Below are 23,521 nucleotides of genomic sequence, written 5' to 3'. Positions count from 1 at the left end.
AAAAATCCCTCATTATTATCTCTCCTATGATGATAGTTTTTTAGTTAAAATACATCCAGGGTCTTCCCTTAGATAATCCTTATAGTAAGAATATGCCCTTGCCCTACAACCTCCACATACATATTTATATTGGCATTTTCCACATATTTCTATTTTATCTCTGTCTCTTAAATCATTTAATACTTTATTTTCCCTCCAAAAGTTTAAAAAGTCATTTTCGTCCTTAAATTCTCTCATATTTCCTAATTTTAATGGGAAGAACACACATGGTTGGATATCTCCATTAGCCCTTAAACTTAAATAGAATCTTCCACATCCACAACCTCCAATGAAATTTGCTAAGCTTTTTAAATGCTCATTTCCATCTAAATCAACATTTGCAAAGTGTGTTGCAAGGTAGTGTTTATTATGCTCTAATGCTGTTCTTGAATAATATGGAGCCGTTGATAAAAATGCTGTTTTACATTTTTTTCCTGTTTCATTGTTTAATTTTTCCCATAGCATGTTTAATAACTCTTCTCTTTCTTCAGGGGATAAATCAATATCATAATCTCCAGCACCAACTGGAATATAGTTGTAGAGCATGAAATAATTAACTCCAAGTTTTTCAGCGAAATCCATAACTTTTGGGACATCTTTATAATTTAATTTCGTTGCAGTCGTTGCAATTGCACAGCATATATTTTCCTCAACAACGTTTCTTATTCCTTCAACTACCTTTTCATAAATTCCTTTTATTCCTCTAAATCTCTCATGAGTTTCCTTTAATCCATCTAAACTTATCTGTATAAAATCCACATTATGCTCCTTTAACTTCCTAACATTTTCTTTTGTTAGTAGTGTTCCATTCGTTGCTATGGAAACTTGCATATCGTAATCTTTTACTCTATCTATTAATTCAAATAAATCTTTTCTCATCAATGGTTCTCCTCCAGAAAATGCTAAAGCTACAACTCCAGCATTTCCCAATATATCAACTACTTTCTTTGCTTCTTCTGTGTTTAATTCATCTTCTAAAGGTTTCCCTGCATTTGCATAACAATGCTTGCACCTTAAATTACACCTGTAGGTTACATCCCATACAACTAAAAATGGAGAACCAGAAACAAATGGCTTTCTTACTCCAAAATAACCTAATCCTCTTACGACACTTATCAATCCTTTCTTAAAGTATGAATCTTTTAAATATTCTTTAAATGCACTTTCATAATTATCTCCAGCAAAGGTTTTAAGACCTTTTTCTAAAATATTCTTTAATATTTTGTATTTTACTGAGTTTATATCCTCCCCCTTTATGTAAGCATCTATATAATTTTCAATTATTAGTTTTCCATTTTCATCCTTTTTAAAAAGGTCTAATATTTGGCTTCTTATAATAGGATTTAGTATCAATTTTGAAAATATTAATGCCATATCCTCGGCTTTCATAATACCACCAAAAATATTGACAAAAAATAACACAAAGATTTTTTAAGGTTGGGGCATATATATTAAAATATGTTAGGGGTTATATATATAAGTTATTACTTATTCAAAGATAACATTTTTCTCAATCTCACAGCTTATAGAGTTGCTAATTAAACATTTTTTAGAACCTTCTAAAATTAGTTCTCTTAACTCTTCTTCTGATTTGTCTGAATCTTTAACCTTCGCATAGATGTTTATAATTACTTTTTTTATTTTCCCTTCTTCAAATGATTTCTCAACCTTCCCATCAACCTTTATATCAGCATCTATGTTGTTAGCTTTTAAAGTGTTACCAACGGCTATGCAAATACATCCACAAAGTCCTGCTAAAAATAAATCCATTGGAGATATTTTTTCTTTTACAGCTCCTTTTCCACCTCTTGAGTGAATTTCTAAACCTTTAACATTTAACATTGCTTCAAACATGTCTAAGTATTCAGCAGAAATTTCTTTTTTCTCATCTTTACTAACAATTATATCAACTATCTTTGCTATAAACTCTTTTCTCTCATTTTCAGGGATATATTGCAAAAACTTTTCCAAAGCTAAAGGCATCATCTTTGGCATCATTTTTGGAGCCATTTCCTTGGTAATATCTGAATTCATCATTTCCATAATCATTTCTGGGTTCATACTCCACCTCTCTATTTGACCCTTATGAGTAAAAATATTTAAACAAATATTTATACCTTCCGATTAATTGATGCATTTTAATATTTTTAAAAAAGATTTGAATGTATTAATGGAATTTTAAAAATTATGATGATTAGCTGTTTATTTTTCATCATTAATATTTTGTTTTTTACATGCTAGGTATTTTTCAACCGCTAAACCTCTAAAAAAGCATTCTCTCGCTTCATCATATCTTCCCAAAATTCTCAAAGCCAAAGCTTTATTAAACCAAGCATCTCTATAAAATGGATTTAATTCTATTGCTTTGTTAAAATATTCTAAAGCCTTTTCTACATCTCCTTTATTTCCAATTTCAACTCCTTTTTTATAATAATACTCTGCCTTTTTAATATTCTCATCCATATTAACACCTTAAAAATTAAAATAAAAAATTAGTTGTTAGTTTTTTCAATAAACTTCTCATGTAACTTCCTTACACAGTTTAGCAAATCCTTCTCATCAATAACAAAGGATATATTTACCTCAGAAGAACCCTGAGCTATCATCTTTATATTTGCCCCACTTTCAGATACTACTGTAAATATCTTCCCAGCTATGCCTTTAGCCCCTCTCATTCCAGCCCCTACAACTGAAATAACACAAACATCTTTATCTATACTCACATCCCTAATTAAGTTATTGTTTAAAAAACTCTTCTTTCCAAAATCTCCAAACTCTCTCTTTAATGCTTTTAATGCTTTATCAACATCTTCCTCACTAACAACAAGGGATATATTTGTTTCAGAGGAACCCTGACTTATTAAGATTACATTAACATCCTCTTCTCCTAAGGCTTTGAATATTCTTGCCGCTGTTCCGCTAACTCCAACCATTCCAGCCCCAAATATGTTTATTAAAGCAACATTTTTTATTGTAGATATTGCTTTAACAATGCTATCACTCATTTCCATATCGTTGGTTATTAAAGTTCCTTCATTTTCTGGCTCAAATGTGTTTTTTACCAATATTGGAATGCCCTTTTCCATAGCTGGCTCTATAGTTCTTGGATGTAAAACCTTAGCTCCAAAGTATGCCAATTCCATTGCCTCTATATAGCTAAGTTTTGGAATTCTCTTGGCTGTTGGCACTAATCTTGGGTCTGTTGTATAAACTCCAGAAACATCAGTCCAAATCTCAATAATATTGGCATCCAAACCATAACCAATTAAAGCGGCTGAGTAATCACTTCCTCCTCTACCTAAGGTTGTTATATAGCCCTCTTCAGTGGTTCCTATAAAGCCAGTAACTACTGGAATAATCCCTTCTTTTAATAATGGTAACAATCTTTCTTTAACCTCTAATCTTTTAACTCTTGCACTACCAAAGTTATTATCTGTTATTATCCCTGCCTCTCCTCCTTCTAAGGCAATAGATTTTTCTCCCAAATCTCTAATAGCTCCACTTAATATTGGGGAAGACAACCTCTCTCCAAATGATAAGATGTAGTCTCTTGATTTTGGTGTTAGCTCTCCTAAATAAGCAACACCAATTAAAACTTTCTCTAATTCTTCAATTCTGCTGTCAATTATTTTTTTAACTTCTTCTTTAATTTCTTCAGATTTTATAGCTTCTTCTATAGCTTTATAGTGTTTCTCTTTGATGAATTTTATAAAATCTCCTACCTTTGCTATATCTCTAACATCTAATGCCTGTTGGGAAATATCTACTAAAGCATTTGTTACCTCACTCATCGCTGAAACTACAACAACAACATCATCCTCTTTTTTTCTATTCACTACTATCTTTGCAACATGCCTAATTCTTTCTCCAGAACCAACAGAAGTTCCTCCAAACTTCATTACAGTTACCATAATTTAACACCAAAAAAATTTATTTGTGATTGATAAGATTAACCACACCCAAATTTTAAACCATATATATTTAAAATTTTTCTTTATTAGGAAGTGAAGTTTTATTAATTTATGCATTTGAAGATTATAAAATCTTATTCAATTTATGTAATAATTTTTAATACTAGTTGAAAAATTTTCTCGGGATTTTTTCTCTTTTGGTATTACTAATTTAAATAGTTTGTTGTATATTTAGATGTGTGAGTATTACTAAGTAAGAGATAAAAATATCTCTTTTACTTTTGATTTTAAGGGTTTAAAAAGAGAATAAACCTCTAAGAGGTCTGATTTTAACTTTCATTTACTACTTTAGTTAAATCATCTGTTATTTTAGTTTCCATCCTCCAAGAGGTCTGATTTTAACTACAATTGCAACATTGAAAAATATTATATTACAACTAAGTTTCCATCCTCCAAGAGGTCTGATTTTAACTATTTTTAACACTTACAACAGATATAAACAAGTTTAGTAGTGTGTGTTTCCATCCTCTAAGAGGTCTGATTTTAACCATGGACTTACTCCCGATACTTGCTAACTTGTCAGAAAGTTTCCATCCTCTAAGAGGTCTGATTTTAACTTGATAACGTCTTTGTCATGGACTTTCTTTATCACTACATGTTTCCATCCTCTAAGAGGTCTGATTTTAACAGGGCAATCATCGACAATATAATTTTAATCACTCTTCTAATATTTAAGCTTTTCGGAACCATATTTTTTCAAGTATAGATGACACCTTTTATTTATAAACCTTCTGATATTTAAATCTTTCCCTTTTAATCAAATTGAGTATTCTTATTTTTCTAAATTTGAAAATTTAACTTATTAGTTAGAGGAATCCCATTTAACTTACTATTCAATCTTAATTTTTAAAAATCTAAATAATTTAATGAACCTAAATATTCCAAATAATCAAACTTACAAACCCTTAGAAATCAAATAAAAACCCTCTAAATTAACAAATACTAAATAATTATTACCTTTATTAAATTTCAAACACATCCAACGAGACAACCACAACACTACAATAAACTACTACAATAATCTCAACCTTAAAATAAAATTATAGCAACAAAAATATATACTTTACTCCATAATTTTTATGTTGATTAAATTCACCACGGTGATTATATGAGAGTCGCTGTTTTGTATTCTGGAGGGAAAGATTCAAACTATGCATTATATTGGGCATTAAAAGAGGGGTTTGATGTAAAATACCTTGTAAATGTTGAGAGTGAGAACAAAGAAAGTTATATGTTTCACATCCCAAATGTCCATTTAACCGAGTTGAGTGCTGAGGCAGTTGGCATCCCTTTAATAAAACTATACACAAAAGGAGAAAAAGAGAAAGAAGTTGAAGATTTAAAAAAAGGACTCGAAAAATTGGATGTTGATGGGATTGTAACAGGAGCTGTGGCAAGCGTTTATCAAAAATCAAGAATTGACAGAGTTTGTGAGGAACTGGGATTAAAATCCTTTGCCCCACTATGGCACAAAGACCCAGAGTGGATTTTAAGAACTGTGAGTGAGCTTTTTGATGTGAGAATTGTTGGGGTCTATGCCTATGGATTAGGTAAAGAATGGTTAGGAAAAAGAATAACCAAAGAAAATATTGACAAATTATTAAACATCTGTGAAAAGTATGGAATACACAAGGCATTTGAAGGTGGAGAAGCTGAAACATTCGTTTTTGATTCTCCAGTGTTTAAAAAGAGGATAGAGGTTGTTGATGCTGAAATAGAATGGCACGAGACTTGGGGAATTTACCATATAAAGAAGGCAAGATTAGTTGATAAAGAATAAAGGGGGACTATGATTACTATAGGAACAAGAGGTAGTAAGTTAGCTCTGTATCAGGCAAATAAAGTGGCTGAACTATTAAAAAATCTCGGTTATGATGTCAAAATAAAGATAATCAAAACTACTGGAGATAGGGTTTTAGATAAAAAGCTTTCAGATATTGGTATTGGAGTTTTTACAAAAGAGTTGGATTTGGCTATGCTTAATAATGAAATTGATATAGCAGTGCATAGCTTAAAAGACATCCCAACTATTTGGAACGAAAATTTGATGGTTGGAGCTGTTTTGGAAAGAGACAGCTATTATGATTTGTTGATATGGAATAAAGATGTAGATTTTGATGAAAATAGCAAAATAGTTATAGGTACTTCAAGTTTAAGGAGGAGGGCTTTTTTAAAATTCCTTTATCCAAATGCAAAATTTGAGTTGTTGAGAGGGAATGTAGATACAAGATTAAGAAAATTAAAAGAAAATCTTTATGACGCCATTGTTTTATCTGAAGCTGGAATAATAAGATTGGGAATTAATTTAGATGATTTTAACTATAAAAGGTTAAACATTCTTCCAGCCCCAGCTCAGGGAATTATTGCCGTTGCTTGCAAAAGAGATGACGAGGAGATGAAGGATATCTTAAAAGAAATTAATCATGAAAAAACTTACTTAGAGAGTTTATGTGAAAGAGCTGCATTAAATGAATTTGGAGGAGGTTGTAGTGTCCCATTTGGAGCTTTGGCTGTTTATGACGAAAAAAATGAAATATTAAAATTAGATGCGGGTGTTGTCATCAACGATGAGCTAAAAAGTGCTTCTGGAGAGATTAAATGTAAAATAGACGAGATTGATAAAGCCATTGAATTAGGAAAAAAGATTGGTATGAAGTTAAAAAATTAAATTTTATCTTTAAATTTTTTCATGAAAATTTTTAATCTTTCTAATATTTCATCTGATAATGCATGCTCCAACTTACACGCCTCTTCAGATGCAGTTTTTTCATCTAATCCCAAGAACTCCACCAAAAATATTTTAATTGTTTTATGTTTGTCCAATATCTTTTTAGCCTCTTCAATTCCTTTTTCAGTTAATGTTATCCCAATGTATGGCTCATAATTAACATAACCCAATCTATGCAATTTTTTTGCCATGTTTGTAACAGCAGATGGCTTTATATTCAACAACTTAGCCAGTTCAGTCGTTTTTATTGGCCTGTTATTTTCTCTTATAAATAGATAAATCCTCTCTAAGTAATCTTCAACACTCTGGGACATGGTGCCACCGAAAAGTTTTTATACTTTGCATATTATTATTTAACTACGGTTAAAAGTTTTAACTATAGTTAAATCATTTAATCATATATAAATGTTGTGATACCATGTATCCATTAGCGTTTGCAAAAGAAGGGCAGAAAGTAGTTATAAAAGGAATTAATGCAGGTTATGGAGCTGTACAGAGATTATCAAGTATGGGTTTAAATATTGGAGCTAAATTAACAGTTGTAAGAAACCAAAACGGCCCAGTGATTATATCTACTAAGGGAAGCAATATAGCAATAGGGAGAGGTTTAGCGATGAAAATAATGGTAGAGGATTGTAGAGACGAGGGAGATGATGAAAAGCTATGAAATAGCTTTAATTGGTAACCCAAATGTCGGTAAATCTACCATATTTAACGCTTTAACTGGAGAAAATGTGTATATTGGAAATTGGGCTGGGGTAACTGTAGAGAAAAAAGAGGGAGAATTTGAATATAACGGAGAGAAATTTAAAGTTGTTGATTTACCTGGAGTTTATAGCTTAACAGCCAATTCTATTGATGAAATTATTGCGAGGGATTACATAATAAATGAAAAACCTGACTTAGTTGTTAATATTGTTGATGCCACCGCCTTAGAGAGGAATTTATACCTAACTTTACAATTAATGGAGATGGGGGCTAATTTATTGTTAGCTTTAAATAAAATGGATTTAGCTAAGAGTTTAGGAATAGAGATTGATGTAGATAAATTAGAGAAGATTTTAGGAGTTAAAGTTGTTCCATTATCTGCAGTTAAAAAGATAGGTATTGAAGATTTAAAAAAAGCCATATCTACAGCAGTAAAAGATAAAAAGATAGCTGAAATCAAATACCCAAACTTTGAACCTTACATTAAAAAAATAACCTCTATTTTACAGAAAGATGATAATTTAAAGAATTACAATCTGAGATATTTAGCTATAAAGCTCCTTGAGAATGATAAATATGTAGAGGAGATTGTAAAAAATAGCAAAGTTTGGAATGAGTTAAAACCAGTGTTAGATAATATTATAAAAGAGTTGTCAAAAAAATATGGAGAGGCAGAATTGGGAATAGTTGAAGAGAGATATAAGGTTATTGATAAAATTGTTAAAGAAGTCGTTAAAAGGAGGGCTGGAAAATTAACAACTACTGAAATGCTCGATGATGTTTTAACAGATGAAAAAGTAGGAACTTTACTGATAATTCCATTTTTATGGATGTTATTTAAATTTACATTCGATGTTTCAAAGCCATTTTCAGCTATGATAGAATATTTCTTTGGATTTTTGTCAGAGATTATAAAATCATCTATATCCAATAAATTTATTGCATCATTGTTGGCTGATGGAGTTATCTCTGGTGTTGGGGCAGTATTAGTGTTTTTCCCAATATTGGCATTTTTGTTCTTTGCCATATCCTTCTTAGAGGACAGTGGATACATGGCAAGGATTCCATTTATAACAGATAGGATAATGAATAAATTTGGTTTGCCTGGAAAGGCAGTTATTCCATTAGTTATGGGTTTTGGATGCAATGTTCCAGCGATAATGGCTACAAGAACAATAGAAGATGAGAAAGATAGGATTTTAACCATATTAATAAATCCTTTAGTGTCATGTTCTGCACGACTGCCAATCTACGCACTATTTGCTGGGGCTTTATTTCCAGAATATCAAGGGGTTGTGATTATAAGCATGTATGCCCTTGGAGTTGTTTTGGCTTTAATTACAGCACTTCTATTTAGAAAGTTGGTTTTTAAAACATCTCCTTCATACTTAATTGTTGAACTTCCTCCTTATCATATTCCACATCTAAATGTAGTTCTAAAAAATACTTGGGAGAGAGTATATGACTTTTTAAGAAAAGCGGGGACAATTATTGTATTTGGAGTTATATTAGTTTGGGTTTTGTCAGTTTATGGGCCTTCAGGATATTTAGGAGATGGAGTATTTGAAAATCCTCAGTTAATAGCCAATTCATGGGTTGCAGTTATTGGAAAAACTTTAGTTCCATTATTTTCTCCAATGGGTTGGGATTGGAGAGCTTGTTCAGCTTTGGTGTTTGGGATTATAGCTAAAGAGGTTGTTGTTGGAAGCTTGGCAATGTTGTATGGAGCTGGAGAGGAAAATCTCTCATCCATTATTGCCCATGCATTCTCTCCAGTATCTGCCTATGCGTTTATGGCATTCTCTTTAATTTATCTTCCGTGCATAGCAACATTGGCAGTTATAAAACAAGAGATTGGATGGAAATGGGCGTTGTTTGCGGTAGTTTATGAAATGACATTAGCTTATATTGTAGCTTTAATAATCTCTATTGTTGGAAATCTATTGTTTTAGCTGACCTCCTCTCCACCCTAAAGGGCGGAGGTTCCCACTGGGAACACCCTACTACCCATCGTCACCGATGGGTCACAAGGCAGGTTCAGCTCATCGGGCTGGGTCAGACAGCCTCAAATAAGAATTATACACTATCGAACTATAAAAATTATGCTTACTTACCTTCCAATCTCCGAGCTAAAGCTTGGAGTTTCCTTAGCGACAATTATGGTGATTAAGTATGGATATAAAGAATATAAGGAATACCGTAATTTCTTTATCTTTGATATTTGGACTGTTATTTGCAGTTTCTGGAATTGTTGAAATAATACTTGGATTTTACTCAATATTGGGAGTTAAAATTAAATTGCCATTATTTTTGGGAGATGCATTTGGAGGATTGGCTTTATTGGCTGTTGGAGTAGCATATATCTTAGGAGTAAAAAAGGCGGTGGATAATGATATAAAGGCAATTTCTTATCTATTTACTGCTTCTATTATTGGTTTAGGTATTGGGATTATTGCCTTTTTGATTTTAATATCTGATGCCATTGGGTTTTTATTAGGATTTGAGGATTGGGCAGATTGGAGCGTTTTTAATGACATAACAATATATTTGGTGTTGGGATTACTTGCGATAATTCCATACAAAATAGCTAAAGTTATCTCTTCTTCTACATGAATATAATCTTCTTTTTTAGTGTTTAATGCTCTATTTCCATCCTCCAAGAGGTCTGATTTTAACAATTTGTAGACATCATAAAGTTTATAGAAAAGCATTTACCAGGTTTCCATCCTCTAAGAGGTCTGATTTTAACTAATTTTAAACCACCAAAGGCAAAAACTAATAATATGTTTCCATACCGAATCGGTCTTATTTTAACAGCAACTGCAGAAGAAGGAGAAATGAGAGTCGTCATTGATACGTTTCCATACCGAATCGGTCTTATTTTAACTCTGTGGCATAGGTATTTGAGGCATAGGCATTGGCAGGTTTCCATACCGAATCGGTCTTATTTTAACAGACCAAAATATTTAAGTGTTGTTGAGTTTCAACAAAAGTTTCCATACCGAATCGGTCTTATTTTAACGAGCTGTCCAAGTTTATTGTGTATTTATCATCATAATAATAGTTTCCATACCGAATCGGTCTTATTTTAACTAAGATTTGATGATTTCTTGAACGATGTAATCTGTTTTTTTGTTTCCATACCGAATCGGTCTTATTTTAACACCATAAAGGAACAATTAGAGTAATAAATGACAAAGGAGGTTTCCATACCGAATCGGTCTTATTTTAACTTAAACCTTCTATTACTGTTAAGAAAGAAGTGGAGTTTCCATACCGAATCGGTCTTATTTTAACTACTGATTTAAATGTAAAGTTAAAAGGAGCTGACAAGATTTAGTTTCCATACCGAATCGGTCTTATTTTAACGATAATTCAGACCTTACTTGTATCGATGTAAAAACGTTTCCATACCGAATCGGTCTTATTTTAACAAGAAATGAAAGAACTGCTTATATTGTGTGAAAATGTTTCCATACCGAATCGGTCTTATTTTAACTATCACAATGACTTAGAGAATCTCTTAGAGTATGTGTTTCCATACCGAATCGGTCTTATTTTAACTTGTTGTAATTGCAATTTAGTTCATTACACACAATCGTGTTTCCATACCGAATCGGTCTTATTTTAACCAGACATAGAAGCTTCAGCTCAAGGTTAAGAAGTAGGTTTCCATACCGAATCGGTCTTATTTTAACGATGATATGGAGATTGCAATACAGATAGATAGTTTATTGAGTGAAAGTTTCCATACCGAATCGGTCTTATTTTAACCTAATTTCATCTGTGATTATTGGAATTGTAATTATGATATACAGTTTCCATACCGAATCGGTCTTATTTTAACTGCCCAAGGAGTTGCCCCCCTCATGGTCCTATGAACTCGTTTCCATACCGAATCGGTCTTATTTTAACTTATATACTCCTTTGTCCAGATATTGGGATTGAGGGATAACAGTTTCCATACCGAATCGGTCTTATTTTAACAAGAATGTGGAGAAGAGTTGATGGAGAAATTAAAAGGTTTCCATACCGAATCGGTCTTATTTTAACAGGGCAATCATTCTCAACCTATTTTTTATTATTCTTCTAATATATATACTTTTCGACACTATATTTTTCTAAGTATAGATAACTGTCTTTATTTATAAACCCCCTGATATTTAAATCTTTCTCTTTTAGTTAAATTGAGTATTCTTATCTTTCTAAATTTGAAGATTTAACTTATTAGTTGGAGAAATTTTATTTGACTTACTATCTAATCTTAACTTCTAAAAATCTAAATAATTTAATAAACCTAAATATTCCAAATGATTAAACCAACAGACCATTAGAAATTAAATTTAAATCCTCTAAACAAGATAATAAACAATAATTATTACCCTTATCAGATTCCAAGCCTATTCAACGAGACAAACACAACAATATAATAAACACCTAAAAACATCTCAATCAAAAAATATCGACAAACTCATATATAAATATTTTGTTCTCATCTTATTTCTCTATTCTAAAAACAACTACTGGGACATCTACAGCCCTTTTTTTATGAAACTCATATATTGCAGGAATTCTAAAAAACGCCTCATAGATATGGGTTATTTTACCTCCTTTATCTTCAACATACTTCATAACAAAATCTTTAGTTGGATAATTATGAATAGTGTAAATTACATCCCCAATTTCCAAAGCTTTATCCAAAAACAACCTATCAGCGTGTTTTTTCTGAGCTCCAAATGGAGGATTTTGAATAACAACTCTCTTTAAATCTCTATCCTCTCCAAGCACTTTATTTAAAAACTCATCATCAACATCCCTAACATCCATGCAATAAAAATCAACATCAACATTTAGCTTTTTAGCGTTTTCTTTCGCTGCCTCAATGCTCTCCCTATCGATATCTATACCAATAGCCCTTTTAGCCCCTAAAAGTTTGCTACCTATAGCTAATCTTCCAGTTCCGCAACCTAAATCGATAACAACATTGTTATAAAAATCATTTACAGCAAAAAATAATATGTCAGATGCCAATTTTCCATCTATTGTGTATTGCTCTAAATCAACTTTTGGGCTTGGATGTCTTTTTAAAGAGTCCAATATCATTTCTAAATGCTTTTTCTTTATCATATATCCACCCAACTAAATATATAACTTTATAGATATTATTTAATATAAAAAATAAAAATAGGAGGAGGGGTTATTCAATGTTGATTCCTTTCTTAATTGAGGATTCTGCCTTTGGTAAAATTACTGATAAAACTCCGTTCTCAAATTTAGCTGATGCGTTCTCTTCTTTAACATTAGCAGGGAGCTTTATTGTTCTATATATTTCCTCTTCTTCTGGAATTTCTGAATAGATAATTCTTTCACTCTCAGTTATCATTAATGGGCTTCTCTTAGCTCTAATTTCTAAGGTATCTCCAACTGCGTTTAAGATTATATCTTCCTTATTAACTCCTGGCAACCATGCGATAACTTTTATATGGTCATCTCCTTCAATAATTGAGATTGGCATAAATCCTTTTCCAGATATTTGAATTCCCATTGAGCTTTGAATCATTGTGGTTCCTGTCATTGGTGTTGCAAAAAACTCTTTAAACATTCTTTCAAACAATGAATCAAATGGGTCTCTTCCGAACATGTCCCCCACCTCTATTTTGGTTTTCTGTATATATAATGTTTTTGAGGTTCTATATAAACTTTTCTATAATCTATAAATTTAAATTAGTAAATATATATGTAAATAAAAATAATATCAACAATCAAAAAAAGTATATGATTAAAAAAAGCCGTTATTCTTTTATACGATTAATCTCGCTAACATCCATTGAAATCCATTTAATTTCTTCCCTCACGAATTCTTTTAACAACATTAATATTTCAATTCTATGCTCAACAGGGATATCTGTATTATATAGGAATGAGAACAACCTGTTAATACCTTCTTTCTCTTCTTTTATTAAATCCAGTAAATCTGATATCTGCATCTCATTCTTTTGGTTTTGAGACAGTAGATATTTCCATCTCCAAAGTCGTAGTTTTATTAAAAAATTGAACAAATCTTCCATCATTTCTCTTGCAAACTCATCCCCATTCAAACATTCCTTAACGATATCAGACAGCAAAATTGTCCCAAATTTTTTCATAAAAATCCCCCACAATTCAAGGTTTAGAATTCATGATTTCAAATAATTCATATAACGACGAATACAGCTTTTTTCCAAGTTCCGTAAGTTCAAATTTCTCTTTATTATTTTTCTTAATAAATCCATTATCCATTAAAAAATTGATGTATTTGGAAAAATTTCTCCAATCTAAGTTTGCAGCATACATAATTCTTGTTTTTATTTGCTCTCCTTCCTTAATAGTATGCAGAATTTCAAAAATCACTTCAAACTGAGACCTTTTATACCTTCTATTCCTATTTTTATTATTTGAGAGCGGAAGGGGAATTCTCATACTATCACTTTAACACATTTTTATTTTATCTTTAAATATTTAAATAAGTTCAATTAAAGATATCTCCTAAGCAACATAGCACCCAATCCCAAGATGCTGATAATCAAAACTGCAGTAACTACCAATTCTTTCGTATGAACTCCACTACCAACTACCATTATCGCAACTTTTGTAGGTAAAACCACGCTTGCTTTTAGATTTACACCTTCTTTTTCGTTTCCATAATCCAATGGACTAATTTTTGTTAGGATGTCTCCTTCATAGTTATCATTTTCTTTTACGGTAAATGCGATATTTACCCCAGTAGTTTCTCCTGGCTTTAATGTGAAATTATTCTTCATAATTTTAACTTCAAGTTTTTCAGAATTATTTAAGTCACCCGTTGTGAGTATTTCCACTCTAACTGGGAAACTATTGGTATTTTTTACATAAATAATGCTATTTACATCTTGAGGAAGTCCCTTGCTTGCATTCACCATAATATCAATTTTTGGCGGAGTTATGGCCCCACTTAAACCACTAACCTGTGAAATGGATATAGTAACAAATATGAGAACTAATAAGCCAAAAATTGCAGAGAATTTTTTCATAAGTAACCACCTTACTATCAAAAAATTAAAGATTAAAATTTAAGGGCTTTAGAGCCCAAGTCCGTAGAATGTAACTGAACCTCCATAGCAACCGCTTGGCAATGGTGTTGGGACATCGAGTGTGAAATTAACTTCTAAAGCATTTGCATGGCATGGTTCGAGTGGTTGCCATAATAAGACTTTAACATTGTTCTGTAGCGTGACTGTTCCACTTATTGGATTTCCATTTGCTTTTAAGAGATGTGCCTTGATGTTTTCTGCTGGAATTATTCCAGTTCCTCCTGCCTGTGTCAATGATGTTGCTGAAACAAAGACTGCTATCTTAGTTCCTACTCCATCTGGGTCGATGTTGTGGATTGTTACAACGTTCTCATTTGCTGGAACGTTGGTGTCTCCTGGATTCACATTACCGAAGCTTAATCCTGTGAATGGAGCAGGGCTTGCATCGTTATCTTTTGTTACATTCATTCCAATCATTGGGTTTAAGAATATTTTACCTTTGTATATAGGTCCTGTGCATGCGCCATGTTTATCTCTTGCCTTAACATATACATCGAAGCATCCGTGTGCTCCTGCAGGGACTGTCCATTGTGCGTAGAATGTTAAGGTTGTTAAGTCATCATCTCCACTTGTTGCTGGATCAAATCCTGCATGGATAGTGTATGTTGGATTTGCAGGGCTCCCTCCTTGTGGGACTAATAAGAAATCTACTCCAGCTCCGTTTGTTTGTAAATCTTGTTCCCCATTAGGGTCACTAACATTCACATAGAAGGTTACTCCTTCTCCAGTATAGGCATAAGCCTCTAAAGCATCACTTCTTAAAAGATTAGGAGTTACTCCAGTTGTGTTCTTGTATTCGTATACCTTCAATCCTTCAACTGTTTTTATTACTAATTCGTAACTGCTACAGTTGATTATAGGGTTAAGATTAGCTACAGTTGCGCTCGTGTATCCTGTCCCGCTACTTGTTGAGATGGCAAATGCAGACCCCATTACTGCAACTCCCATGATTATTGAGAGTAGCAGCGATAACATATACTTAGTAGCATTCTTCATTTTAGACACCTCATAAAATTCTTTACTTTATTAGTAAGGAAAACCTCCCCCAATTATTGAAAGTATTAGGTAAATTAGCCAGTGTATGATACTACCATCCACTACCATTGAGCATCACCCTGCAGTTTTTAAACTTCAATTTTTGTAATATTTGACATTCTCTCATTATCACCTCCCCCACATCTTCTGATTATACTATATTTTGTATTTTATTAATATAATTTATGAATGTAAAGCATATGGAAAAAACAGATGTGTTAGTCTATTTAGTTTTTAAATTTTTTATGAAAAGTAAAAAAGAAAAATAAGACAATTATTTATCGGGATAAATTAATCTAAAAACTTCTTCAATTTTCTCCAACAACAATTCACCCTTAGGTGTTAATGTATAAGTTCCATCTGTTTTTTTGATAAATTCATTATCTAACAAATATCCTATATAATTGCGAAATGTTTTCCAATCCAAATTTGCAGCATACATTATCTTTGTCTTTTTTAATTCTTTATCCTTTATTGCCTTTAAGATTTCAAATATTATCATTATTTTGTCTCGTTTTATATTTGGTAGAGTGTTTTTATCTTTCTCATCATACTCACAATCTTTTACATACTTTCCAATATATTTCAATATTATTCTTTTCAATACATCTTCTTGATATACTTCAGGAATTTCTTTTAGAATTAAAAGAGCATTTAAAATAGTATCCGTGTCATCTTCTAAAAGCACATTCTCTAGACATTTAATTAATAAAGTAATTTGAACCTTTCCTCTTAGATATAAATTTCCTAAAATAGTTAGACAAGCTATCTTTAACTGGATATCGTCAGATTCTAAATAACTATAAATTTCCTCTAACAATGACGTGTCTTCTTCAACGAGTTGTAAAACGTCATTTATTTTACCATTTTTAATTAACTCTTTAATTTTTTCCCTTTTTGAAATACATTCCATAGTTCCACCCATAAAACGACCACAAACAAAACTACAGAAATTACATATAAATATAGTGTAATCTTTATTATATTAAAATTACTTTAACAAAAACAAAATTTTATTTTGAATTTATTTATATATCGAGATAGGGGGATTATAAATGTTTGGAAAATTAAAAGAAAAACTTCTGCAAACTGCCTCAAAGATTACCGAAAAAATATATAGCAAAGGAGACGCTGAAGAAGTTAAAGAAAAACCAGAAATATCCATTACAAATTTATTTAAGAAAGAATCTAAAAAAGAAGAACTTAAAAAAGAAAAAACAGAAGCAGAAATTGTAAAAACAGAAATTCCTAAAAAAGTAGAAGAAGCTAAAGAAGAAGTTAAAGAAATCAAAGAAGAAAAAGAAGAGAAAAAAATAAGTTTCTTCGATAGATTTACCTTAACAAGGGCTATTAAGAAAGTTCTTAAAAAAGAAGTTGTTATCTTAGAAGAAGATATAGAAGATGTGTTAGAAGAGTTGGAGATAGAGCTTTTAGAGGCAGATGTTGCCTTAGAAGTTGTAGAAAAGTTGATTGAGAATATCAAAAAAGAATTAGTTGGAAGAAAGATTTCCCCAGATGACAATGTAGAAGAGATTACAATAAATGCTGTAAAAAATGCTATAAAAAATATCCTATCTCAGGAGAAAATTGATATTGAAGAGATAATCAAAAAGAACAAAGCTCAAGGAAAACCAACAGTTATCGTATTTGTTGGAATTAACGGAACAGGAAAAACTACCACTATAGCTAAATTGGCTTATAAATTAAAGCAAAAAGGATATAGTGTTGTTTTAGCTGCTGGAGACACTTTCAGAGCTGGAGCTATTGAGCAGTTAGAGCAGCATGCTAAAAACATTGGAGTTAAAGTAATAAAGCATAAGCAGGGGGCTGATTCTGCTGCTGTTATTTACGATGCTATACAGCATGCCAAAGCAAGAGGAATTGATGTTGTTTTGGCTGATACAGCAGGAAGACAGGCAACTAACATCAACTTAATGGAAGAGATTAAGAAGGTTGTTAGAGTTACAAAGCCAGATTTAGTTATATTCGTTGGAGATGCACTAACTGGAAATGATGCTGTATGTCAGGCAGAGGAGTTTAACAATGCAGTAAATATTGATGGGATTATATTAACAAAAGTAGATGCTGACGCTAAGGGAGGAGCCGCCCTCTCTATTGGATATGCAATTGGAAAACCAATCCTGTATTTGGGTGTGGGGCAGAGATATTCAGATTTAATTGAGTTTGATGCTGACTGGATGGTTAAAAAGCTGTTTGGAGAGGAAGAGTTTGAATTCTCAACCGAAAGGGAGTTTTAATTTTATATTATTTATTCAGGCAGCTTATCATTATACGCAGCGTGAGCTATTGCATGAGCCAAAAATGGAGCTAAAATTAGATAAACAAAAGCCAATAGTGTCTCCCCTAAGGCTATAAAAATTAAAAAGCATGCACAGTCAATAACTCCTAAGATATGGATTCTTGCATAAATGATGTTTTTTCTATCTTTCTCTATCCATAACCTATAAGAAGCCAACAAAATACCAAATGAGGCAATAAAAACAAGAATGTCCTTAACAATCTCAATAAATTGTTCCATAATCATCACCAATTTATGAGAAATTTATAATGATTAATAATGATAAATCTTATTTATATGTTTTGGTGAGCGAGATGTTTATTGTGTTTGAGGGCATAGATGGGAGTGGAAAAACTACTCAGTCAAAACTTTTAGCTGAAAAGCTGAATGCATTTTGGACTTATGAGCCATCAGATAGTGAGATAGGTAGATTTATAAGAGAAATTTTATCTGGAAACGTTAAAGTTGATAATAAAACCTTAGCTTTATTATTTGCAGCTGATAGAGTGGAGCACACCAAATTAATAAAAGAAGAGCTGAAAAAAAGGGCTGTGGTTTGTGATAGGTATCTATACTCTTCAATCGCATACCAAAGCGTTGCAGGGGTTGATGAGAATTTTATAAAATCAATAAATAGGTACGCTTTAGAGCCAGATATTGTTTTTTTATTAGTTGTTGATATTGAGACAGCATTAAAGAGAGTTAAAACAAAAGACATATTTGAAAAAAAAGATTTTTTGGAAAAAGTGCAGAATAAGTATTTAGAGTTGGCTGAAGAATATAATTTTATAGTTATTGACACGACAAAAAAGTCAGTAAAGGTAGTTCATGAAGAGATTTTAAACTATTTAAAGAGTTTAAAAATAATGTAATAAAGTATATAAATTATAACATTTAGTAAATTTTTTAGATAGCTTTATAGGTGGGGATATAATGGAAATCGCATGTGACATTCCTGTTTCAGAAGTTATGAGTTTTCCTGTAATTACAGCCACAAAAGACATGACAGTTTATGAGATAGCCAATATAATGACAGAAAATAATATAGGAGCTGTTGTTATTGTAGAAAACAACAAGCCAATAGGTATTGTAACAGAAAGAGATATTGTTAAGAGAGTAGTTTCAAAAAATTTAAAGCCAAAAGATGTATTGGCTGAGGAAGTGATGAGTAAAAAAATAATTACAATCCCACAAAATGCTTCAATTACCGAAGCAGCCAAAATTATGGCTACTCATGGAGTTAAAAGATTACCAGTTGTAAAAGATGGAGAATTGGTAGGAATAGTTACCCAAAGTGATATAGTTAGAGTGTCTCCAGAGTTATTAGAGATAGTTATAGAATACGCATCAATAACTCCAGAAGAAAAAGAAGTTATTTCATTAGATACTGATGAGTTTAGAGAAGAGTATATAAATGGAATATGTGAAAACTGTGGTTATCAGGGAAGAGTTAGGTTATATCAAGGAAGATACTTATGTGATGAGTGCATAGAAGAATTTGAAGAAAAAGAAGAATAAAAATTAAAAATAAAAATTTATTCGTGGGCTATTCCAATAATCTCTTCCAATGTTAAATTCTCTTCTTTTAAAAAACTAATTATCTCATCACAAACTTTTTTGAATATATCATAGCCTCTATAATAAACCCCACTTCCTATTTGAACAGCTGAAGCTCCAGCCATCATGTATTCAATGGCATCTTCTCCGCTCATAATTCCTCCAACTCCAATAATTGGCACATCAAAATTCTCATACAAATCCCAAACAACTTTTATACCTATTGGCTTTATTGCTCTTCCACTTAAACCTCCAAACTTATTTCCCAAAATTGGTTTTTTTGCTTTAATATCTATAGCCATTCCTCTAACTGTGTTTATAGCCACAAGTCCATCTACTCCAGCATCTACAACTGCCTGGGCTATTTCAACAATATCTGTAACATTTGGTGTTAATTTAGCAAAAACTGGAACTTTAACAGCTTTTTTAACTGCCTTACAAACACTATAAGATAAATCTGGATTCTGCCCTATTGTAGCTCCATAACCTTTAGCATGAGGGCAAGAAATGTTTAGCTCAATAATATCAACATATTTCTCCATCCTCTTAGCTACTTCAGCAAACTCTTCCTCATTCTTTCCATAAACTGAACCAATAATTTTTACATCCATTCTATTTAATTCATCTCTAACCTTTTTTATTTCCTCCAAATATTCATCAATTCCTGGATTTGGCAAACCCATAGCATTTAAAAAGCCTCCATAAACCTCTACAATAGTTGGATTTCTATGCCCAGGATTTGGCTCTAACCCAATAGATTTTGTTGTCACTGCTCCAGCTCCTCCTTTGGCAATTCTTTTTAATGCACTCCCAGTTTCTCCCATTATCCCGCTTGCTAAAAAAACAGGGTTTTTAAACTCAATTCCACATATTTTTGTTCTCAGCATATATTCACCTAACCAAAAGTTTTAAATACTAATTCTTATGGTATAATGATATTAAATTTTTGATGGCAATTAAATAGGACTTTCGCAGTTTATACATCAACTTTGGAATTTAGATGCCTTTAGGCATCAATAACTGTCTGAATGCAGAGACAATATTTAATTCCTGCGAAAGTCCCATTAAAAACATTTAAAAATACAACGATTTTTTATTAATAAATAGAAACTAAGTCTAATACTATCAAAATTATATTAAAAAGGTGAGCCAAACATGCCAGCACCAAGATACAGGTCAAGGTCATACAGAAGAATATACAGAAGAACACCAGGAGGAAGAATAGTTATCCACTACAAGAGAAGAAAACCAGACAAACCAAAGTGTGCCGTATGTGGAGCTGAATTACACGGAGTTCCAAGAGGAAGACCTGTTGAGATTAGAAAATTACCAAAATCACAGAGAAGACCAGAGAGACCTTATGGAGGTTACTTATGCCCAAGATGCTTAAAGAGATTAATGATTCAAAAGGCAAGAAACCTCTAAGCAATTAAGTTTATATAATAAAAGATTACATAATGGTTAATCCATTTTGGATGGGTGAATAGATGATAATCACTATTGGGGGGCTACCAGGGACTGGCACAACAACAATTGCAAAGATGATAGCAGAGAAATATAACTTAAGACACGTATGTGCAGGATTCATATTTAGAGAGATGGCAAAAGAGATGGGAATGGACTTACAGGAATTCAGCAAGTATGCAGAACAGCATAAAGAAGTTGATGAAGAAATTGATAGAAGACAAGTAGAGATAGCAAAGCAGGGAAATGTTGTGTTAGAGGGAAGATTAGCTGCCTGGATGTTATTAAAAAATGGAATTAAGCCAGATTTAACAATCTGGTTTAAAGCCCCCCTTGAAGTTAGAGCTGAGAGAATTAGTAAGAGAGAAAGTATAAGTAAAGAAATTGCTTTAAAAAAGATGGTTGAAAGAGAAGCAAGTGAGAAAAAAAGATATAAAGAAATTTATAATATAGATTTAGATGACCTATCCATTTACGATTTGGTTATTGATACTTCAAAATGGGATGTGGAGGGAGTGTTTAATATTGTCTCCTCTGCCATTGATAATTTAACTCAAAAACAAATTTAAAGAGGGGGCGATATTAAACCTCCCTCATTGGAGGATGAGTTGTGATTCGCGAGAGTCACAACAACAAAAATGAGGTGAGGTAAATGCCAGCTATAGAAGTAGGAAGAGTTTGTATAAAAACAGCAGGAAGAGAAGCAGGAAAAGTTTGTGTTATCGTAGATATCTTAGATAAAAACTTCGTTATAGTTGATGGATTAGTTAAGAGAAGAAGATGCAACATAAAACACTTAGAACCAACAGAGAAAAAAGTTGATATTCAAAAAGGAGCTACAACAGAAGAAGTTAAATTAGCTTTAGATGCTGCTGGATTATTAAAAGAAGAATAAATTCTCTCTTTTTTATTTTTTATTTATTTTTATCAGTTTAGGTGAGTATTGATGAAAATAAGAAAATTGATATCAATAATTTTATCGATATTTTTTATAACAACTTGTGGGTGTATAGAGAACAGTAGTTCTGCAAATATTGATAATTTAAATTATGATAATGTTGAGAACTACATCACTTCAATTTTAGAATCAACACTCGGAGAAATAAAGTTATCTGGAATATCCAAAGGGCATAATGAATACACCAATATAACAACTTTAACCTATAACATAAGCAAAGATATTAACATTGATGAATTTAAAAAGTTATCAAGTTATTTACAAAGCCAAGGATGGCAAGAAAATCAATTCACTGTCTCTGAAAATGGAGCAATATTGACATTTAAGAAAGGTAATAAGACATTGGCAATATCTTACTCCAAATATCCAAAAAAAGAGATTGTGGTAACATATGTTGAAAACAATTCGACATATTTAAGTAAATACATAAATAAGGCTACAAATGATACTAATTATGGAAAAACTGCAAAAAGTTTTGTAAATCCAATTAGAAAATAATAAATTATTTTTTATTTTTGAACATTATATTTATAGGTTTAAGTTTACAGATATAAAAACCTTAAATAACAATTTAAAACAAAAATAAAATTAAACAAATAAAATTTTGGTGGAGTTTATGCTATTCAACATCTTCAAAAAATCTAATAAAAAGAGTTTAGAAGAGTTTTTAGGTGAAAATAAAGATAAAGTTTTAACATTAGAATTAGACAAGCCAATAGATTGTTTATGTGACTTTACCTACAACTTTATATGGCAAAGTAAATTTAATCCAGAGACAAAGATAAAAGAAAACATTTCCTTCAAAACTCTTGTAGAGCATTTGAAAAATAATGGAATAGTTTATATCAAAGGAAATGTTGGAAAGAGATTTTGCTCTTCAATGGGTGTTGATTTAAAATATTTTGGTGGAAGTGGAGGAAGAATAAAAGTAGGGACTGTTATAGTGGATGGAGATGTCGATACAAGATTTGGAATAAGCATGTTGTCTGGAACCGTCTATATTAATGAGAAAAATAACATAAAAGAACCAGTGGGGAATGTTATTGAAGTTGAGAGTGATATTAAGGGCTATAGAAAATTCATATCCATAACAGAGTTTGTTGAATATAGATATAGAGATGAAAAACTCTTAAAGCCCAATAAATTTGATAAAAATAAAGGAGTTTTGGAGATTAATGATAAAATTAAAAGAGATACTGTTGGAGCAAGATTAAATGAAGATAAAACAATTGTAGTTAATGGAGACGTTGATTTATCCACTGGAATTTTAATGAAAAAGGGAAAGGTTATAGTTAATGGAAATGCTGGAAAAAATACTGGAGCTGTTTTAAATGGAGGGCTTGTTATAATTAACGGAAATACTAATGATTTCACAGGCTTTGAAATGAAAAATGGAATAATAGTTGTTGACGGCAATGCAGGGAAATATTTGGGGGCTAAAAAGAAAGGTGGGGTTATATATGCAAGAGATGGAAAGGAAATTCCTCCAACAAAAAAATATGAGCTGAATAAGGATGATGTTGAGTTTTTAAAGTCCCTTGGCTATACAGGAAAGTTTTATAAGTTTGTATAGAATTTTTAGGACGTTCAAGATTGTGGAATAAATATACACAAAATAGTAAATTATATATATCGGGTGGATTCATAGTATAT

27 protein-coding genes and 2 CRISPR repeat arrays are annotated in these 23,521 nt (G+C 31.6%); of the genes, 13 read left to right on the top strand and 14 right to left on the bottom strand.

Going from position 1 to position 23,521, the window contains the following annotated elements; genetic code table 11:
• Positions 1-24 precede the first annotated feature (24 nt).
• From MFS40622_RS07810 to MFS40622_RS07795, 4 genes are all read right to left on the bottom strand, one after another.
• A complete protein-coding gene (locus MFS40622_RS07810; protein ID WP_012981128.1) occupies positions 25-1,428 on the bottom strand; it encodes a radical SAM/SPASM domain-containing protein in 1,404 nt (467 codons plus the stop codon).
• A gap of 99 nt (positions 1,429-1,527) precedes the next feature.
• On the bottom strand, positions 1,528-2,100 hold the full coding sequence (locus MFS40622_RS07805) for an OsmC family protein (RefSeq protein ID WP_012981127.1): 573 nt from the start codon (positions 2,098-2,100) through the stop codon (positions 1,528-1,530).
• A gap of 141 nt (positions 2,101-2,241) precedes the next feature.
• The gene (locus MFS40622_RS07800; RefSeq protein WP_012981126.1) at positions 2,242-2,502 is read right to left on the bottom strand and encodes a tetratricopeptide repeat protein; all 261 of its coding nucleotides are present in this window, start codon (positions 2,500-2,502) and stop codon (positions 2,242-2,244) included.
• Positions 2,503-2,531: 29 nt separating this feature from the next.
• Positions 2,532-3,950, bottom strand: coding sequence for an aspartate kinase (locus MFS40622_RS07795; RefSeq protein ID WP_012981125.1), 1,419 nt, complete (start codon positions 3,948-3,950; stop codon positions 2,532-2,534).
• Between the two features lie 303 nt (positions 3,951-4,253).
• Positions 4,254-4,638: a CRISPR direct-repeat array (repeat unit 31 nt; unit sequence GTTTCCATCCTCTAAGAGGTCTGATTTTAAC).
• 480 nt (positions 4,639-5,118) lie between these two features.
• Here MFS40622_RS07795 and MFS40622_RS07790 point away from each other — a divergent pair.
• Together MFS40622_RS07790 and hemC are read left to right on the top strand one after the other, a co-directional pair.
• Positions 5,119-5,790, top strand: a complete 672-nt coding sequence (locus MFS40622_RS07790; protein WP_012981124.1) for a TIGR00289 family protein — start codon at positions 5,119-5,121, stop codon at positions 5,788-5,790.
• Positions 5,791-5,799: 9 nt separating this feature from the next.
• The gene (gene hemC / locus MFS40622_RS07785; protein ID WP_012981123.1) at positions 5,800-6,678 is read left to right on the top strand and encodes a hydroxymethylbilane synthase; all 879 of its coding nucleotides are present in this window, start codon (positions 5,800-5,802) and stop codon (positions 6,676-6,678) included.
• Here hemC and MFS40622_RS07780 read toward each other — a convergent pair.
• A complete protein-coding gene (locus MFS40622_RS07780; protein WP_012981122.1) occupies positions 6,675-7,052 on the bottom strand; it encodes a metal-dependent transcriptional regulator in 378 nt (125 codons plus the stop codon). The genes hemC and MFS40622_RS07780 overlap by 4 nt on opposite strands.
• 104 nt (positions 7,053-7,156) lie before the next feature.
• Between MFS40622_RS07780 and MFS40622_RS07775 the strand changes: the two genes are divergently transcribed.
• The 3 genes from MFS40622_RS07775 to MFS40622_RS07765 all read left to right on the top strand — a co-directional run bounded on the left by MFS40622_RS07775 (position 7,157) and on the right by MFS40622_RS07765 (position 10,059).
• Positions 7,157-7,405 (top strand): ferrous iron transport protein A, encoded by a 249-nt coding sequence (locus tag MFS40622_RS07775; RefSeq protein ID WP_012981121.1) that lies wholly within the window; start codon positions 7,157-7,159, stop codon positions 7,403-7,405.
• Positions 7,392-9,398 (top strand): ferrous iron transport protein B, encoded by a 2,007-nt coding sequence (gene feoB, locus MFS40622_RS07770; RefSeq protein ID WP_012981120.1) that lies wholly within the window; start codon positions 7,392-7,394, stop codon positions 9,396-9,398. The genes MFS40622_RS07775 and feoB overlap by 14 nt, the downstream gene beginning before the upstream one ends.
• A 220-nt stretch (positions 9,399-9,618) precedes the next feature.
• Positions 9,619-10,059, top strand: a complete 441-nt coding sequence (locus MFS40622_RS07765) for a hypothetical protein (protein WP_012981119.1) — start codon at positions 9,619-9,621, stop codon at positions 10,057-10,059.
• A gap of 33 nt (positions 10,060-10,092) precedes the next feature.
• A CRISPR array of direct repeats spans positions 10,093-11,499; the repeat unit is 30 nt; unit sequence GTTTCCATACCGAATCGGTCTTATTTTAAC.
• Between the two features lie 444 nt (positions 11,500-11,943).
• Here the strand turns inward: MFS40622_RS07765 and MFS40622_RS07760 are convergent.
• The 7 genes from MFS40622_RS07760 to MFS40622_RS07730 all read right to left on the bottom strand — a co-directional run bounded on the left by MFS40622_RS07760 (position 11,944) and on the right by MFS40622_RS07730 (position 16,503).
• A complete protein-coding gene (locus MFS40622_RS07760) occupies positions 11,944-12,573 on the bottom strand; it encodes an METTL5 family protein (RefSeq protein ID WP_012981118.1) in 630 nt (209 codons plus the stop codon).
• Positions 12,574-12,643: 70 nt separating this feature from the next.
• Positions 12,644-13,087: a heat shock protein HSP16.5 gene (locus tag MFS40622_RS07755; RefSeq protein ID WP_012981117.1), complete on the bottom strand. Its 444-nt coding sequence runs from the start codon at positions 13,085-13,087 to the stop codon at positions 12,644-12,646.
• Positions 13,088-13,238: 151 nt separating this feature from the next.
• Positions 13,239-13,592 (bottom strand): hypothetical protein, encoded by a 354-nt coding sequence (locus MFS40622_RS07750; RefSeq protein WP_012981116.1) that lies wholly within the window; start codon positions 13,590-13,592, stop codon positions 13,239-13,241.
• Positions 13,593-13,608: 16 nt separating this feature from the next.
• Positions 13,609-13,905 (bottom strand): winged helix-turn-helix domain-containing protein, encoded by a 297-nt coding sequence (locus MFS40622_RS07745; protein ID WP_012981115.1) that lies wholly within the window; start codon positions 13,903-13,905, stop codon positions 13,609-13,611.
• A gap of 53 nt (positions 13,906-13,958) precedes the next feature.
• On the bottom strand, positions 13,959-14,495 hold the full coding sequence (locus MFS40622_RS07740; RefSeq protein WP_012981114.1) for a hypothetical protein: 537 nt from the start codon (positions 14,493-14,495) through the stop codon (positions 13,959-13,961).
• 48 nt (positions 14,496-14,543) lie between these two features.
• Positions 14,544-15,551, bottom strand: coding sequence for a hypothetical protein (locus MFS40622_RS07735; RefSeq protein ID WP_012981113.1), 1,008 nt, complete (start codon positions 15,549-15,551; stop codon positions 14,544-14,546).
• A 313-nt stretch (positions 15,552-15,864) separates the two neighbouring features.
• Positions 15,865-16,503, bottom strand: coding sequence for a winged helix-turn-helix domain-containing protein (locus MFS40622_RS07730; RefSeq protein ID WP_012981112.1), 639 nt, complete (start codon positions 16,501-16,503; stop codon positions 15,865-15,867).
• Between the two features lie 142 nt (positions 16,504-16,645).
• Here MFS40622_RS07730 and ftsY point away from each other — a divergent pair, with 142 nt between their 5' ends.
• Positions 16,646-17,848 (top strand): signal recognition particle-docking protein FtsY, encoded by a 1,203-nt coding sequence (gene ftsY, locus MFS40622_RS07725; RefSeq protein ID WP_012981111.1) that lies wholly within the window; start codon positions 16,646-16,648, stop codon positions 17,846-17,848.
• An 11-nt stretch (positions 17,849-17,859) separates the two neighbouring features.
• Here the strand turns inward: ftsY and MFS40622_RS07720 are convergent, their stop codons facing one another.
• Positions 17,860-18,135 (bottom strand): cation:proton antiporter, encoded by a 276-nt coding sequence (locus MFS40622_RS07720; protein ID WP_012981110.1) that lies wholly within the window; start codon positions 18,133-18,135, stop codon positions 17,860-17,862.
• Between the two features lie 68 nt (positions 18,136-18,203).
• Between MFS40622_RS07720 and tmk the strand changes: the two genes are divergently transcribed.
• Positions 18,204-18,761: a dTMP kinase gene (tmk, locus tag MFS40622_RS07715; protein ID WP_012981109.1), complete on the top strand. Its 558-nt coding sequence runs from the start codon at positions 18,204-18,206 to the stop codon at positions 18,759-18,761.
• Between the two features lie 61 nt (positions 18,762-18,822).
• Entirely contained in the window at positions 18,823-19,407 is a 585-nt protein-coding gene (locus MFS40622_RS07710; RefSeq protein WP_012981108.1) for a CBS domain-containing protein, read from the top strand.
• A gap of 17 nt (positions 19,408-19,424) precedes the next feature.
• Here MFS40622_RS07710 and MFS40622_RS07705 read toward each other — a convergent pair whose 3' ends face one another.
• The gene (locus tag MFS40622_RS07705) at positions 19,425-20,333 is read right to left on the bottom strand and encodes a dihydroorotate dehydrogenase (RefSeq protein ID WP_012981107.1); all 909 of its coding nucleotides are present in this window, start codon (positions 20,331-20,333) and stop codon (positions 19,425-19,427) included.
• A 268-nt stretch (positions 20,334-20,601) separates the two neighbouring features.
• Between MFS40622_RS07705 and MFS40622_RS07700 the strand changes: the two genes are divergently transcribed.
• The 5 genes from MFS40622_RS07700 to MFS40622_RS07680 all read left to right on the top strand — a co-directional run bounded on the left by MFS40622_RS07700 (position 20,602) and on the right by MFS40622_RS07680 (position 23,441).
• Positions 20,602-20,871, top strand: coding sequence for a 50S ribosomal protein L34e (locus MFS40622_RS07700; RefSeq protein WP_012981106.1), 270 nt, complete (start codon positions 20,602-20,604; stop codon positions 20,869-20,871).
• Between the two features lie 62 nt (positions 20,872-20,933).
• Positions 20,934-21,479, top strand: coding sequence for a (d)CMP kinase (cmk, locus tag MFS40622_RS07695; RefSeq protein WP_012981105.1), 546 nt, complete (start codon positions 20,934-20,936; stop codon positions 21,477-21,479).
• An 83-nt stretch (positions 21,480-21,562) separates the two neighbouring features.
• Positions 21,563-21,805, top strand: a complete 243-nt coding sequence (locus tag MFS40622_RS07690; protein WP_012981104.1) for a 50S ribosomal protein L14e — start codon at positions 21,563-21,565, stop codon at positions 21,803-21,805.
• Between the two features lie 51 nt (positions 21,806-21,856).
• Positions 21,857-22,366: a hypothetical protein gene (locus MFS40622_RS07685; protein WP_012981103.1), complete on the top strand. Its 510-nt coding sequence runs from the start codon at positions 21,857-21,859 to the stop codon at positions 22,364-22,366.
• Positions 22,367-22,484: 118 nt separating this feature from the next.
• A complete protein-coding gene (locus MFS40622_RS07680; protein WP_012981102.1) occupies positions 22,485-23,441 on the top strand; it encodes a hypothetical protein in 957 nt (318 codons plus the stop codon).
• Positions 23,442-23,521 lie beyond the last annotated feature (80 nt).

This window comes from Methanocaldococcus sp. FS406-22, assembly GCF_000025525.1.
Lineage (GTDB): Archaea > AGJL01 > Methanococci > Methanococcales > Methanocaldococcaceae > Methanocaldococcus.
Note: the sequence above shows the minus strand (reverse complement) of the source record. Positions and strands in the feature narration are given on the sequence as shown.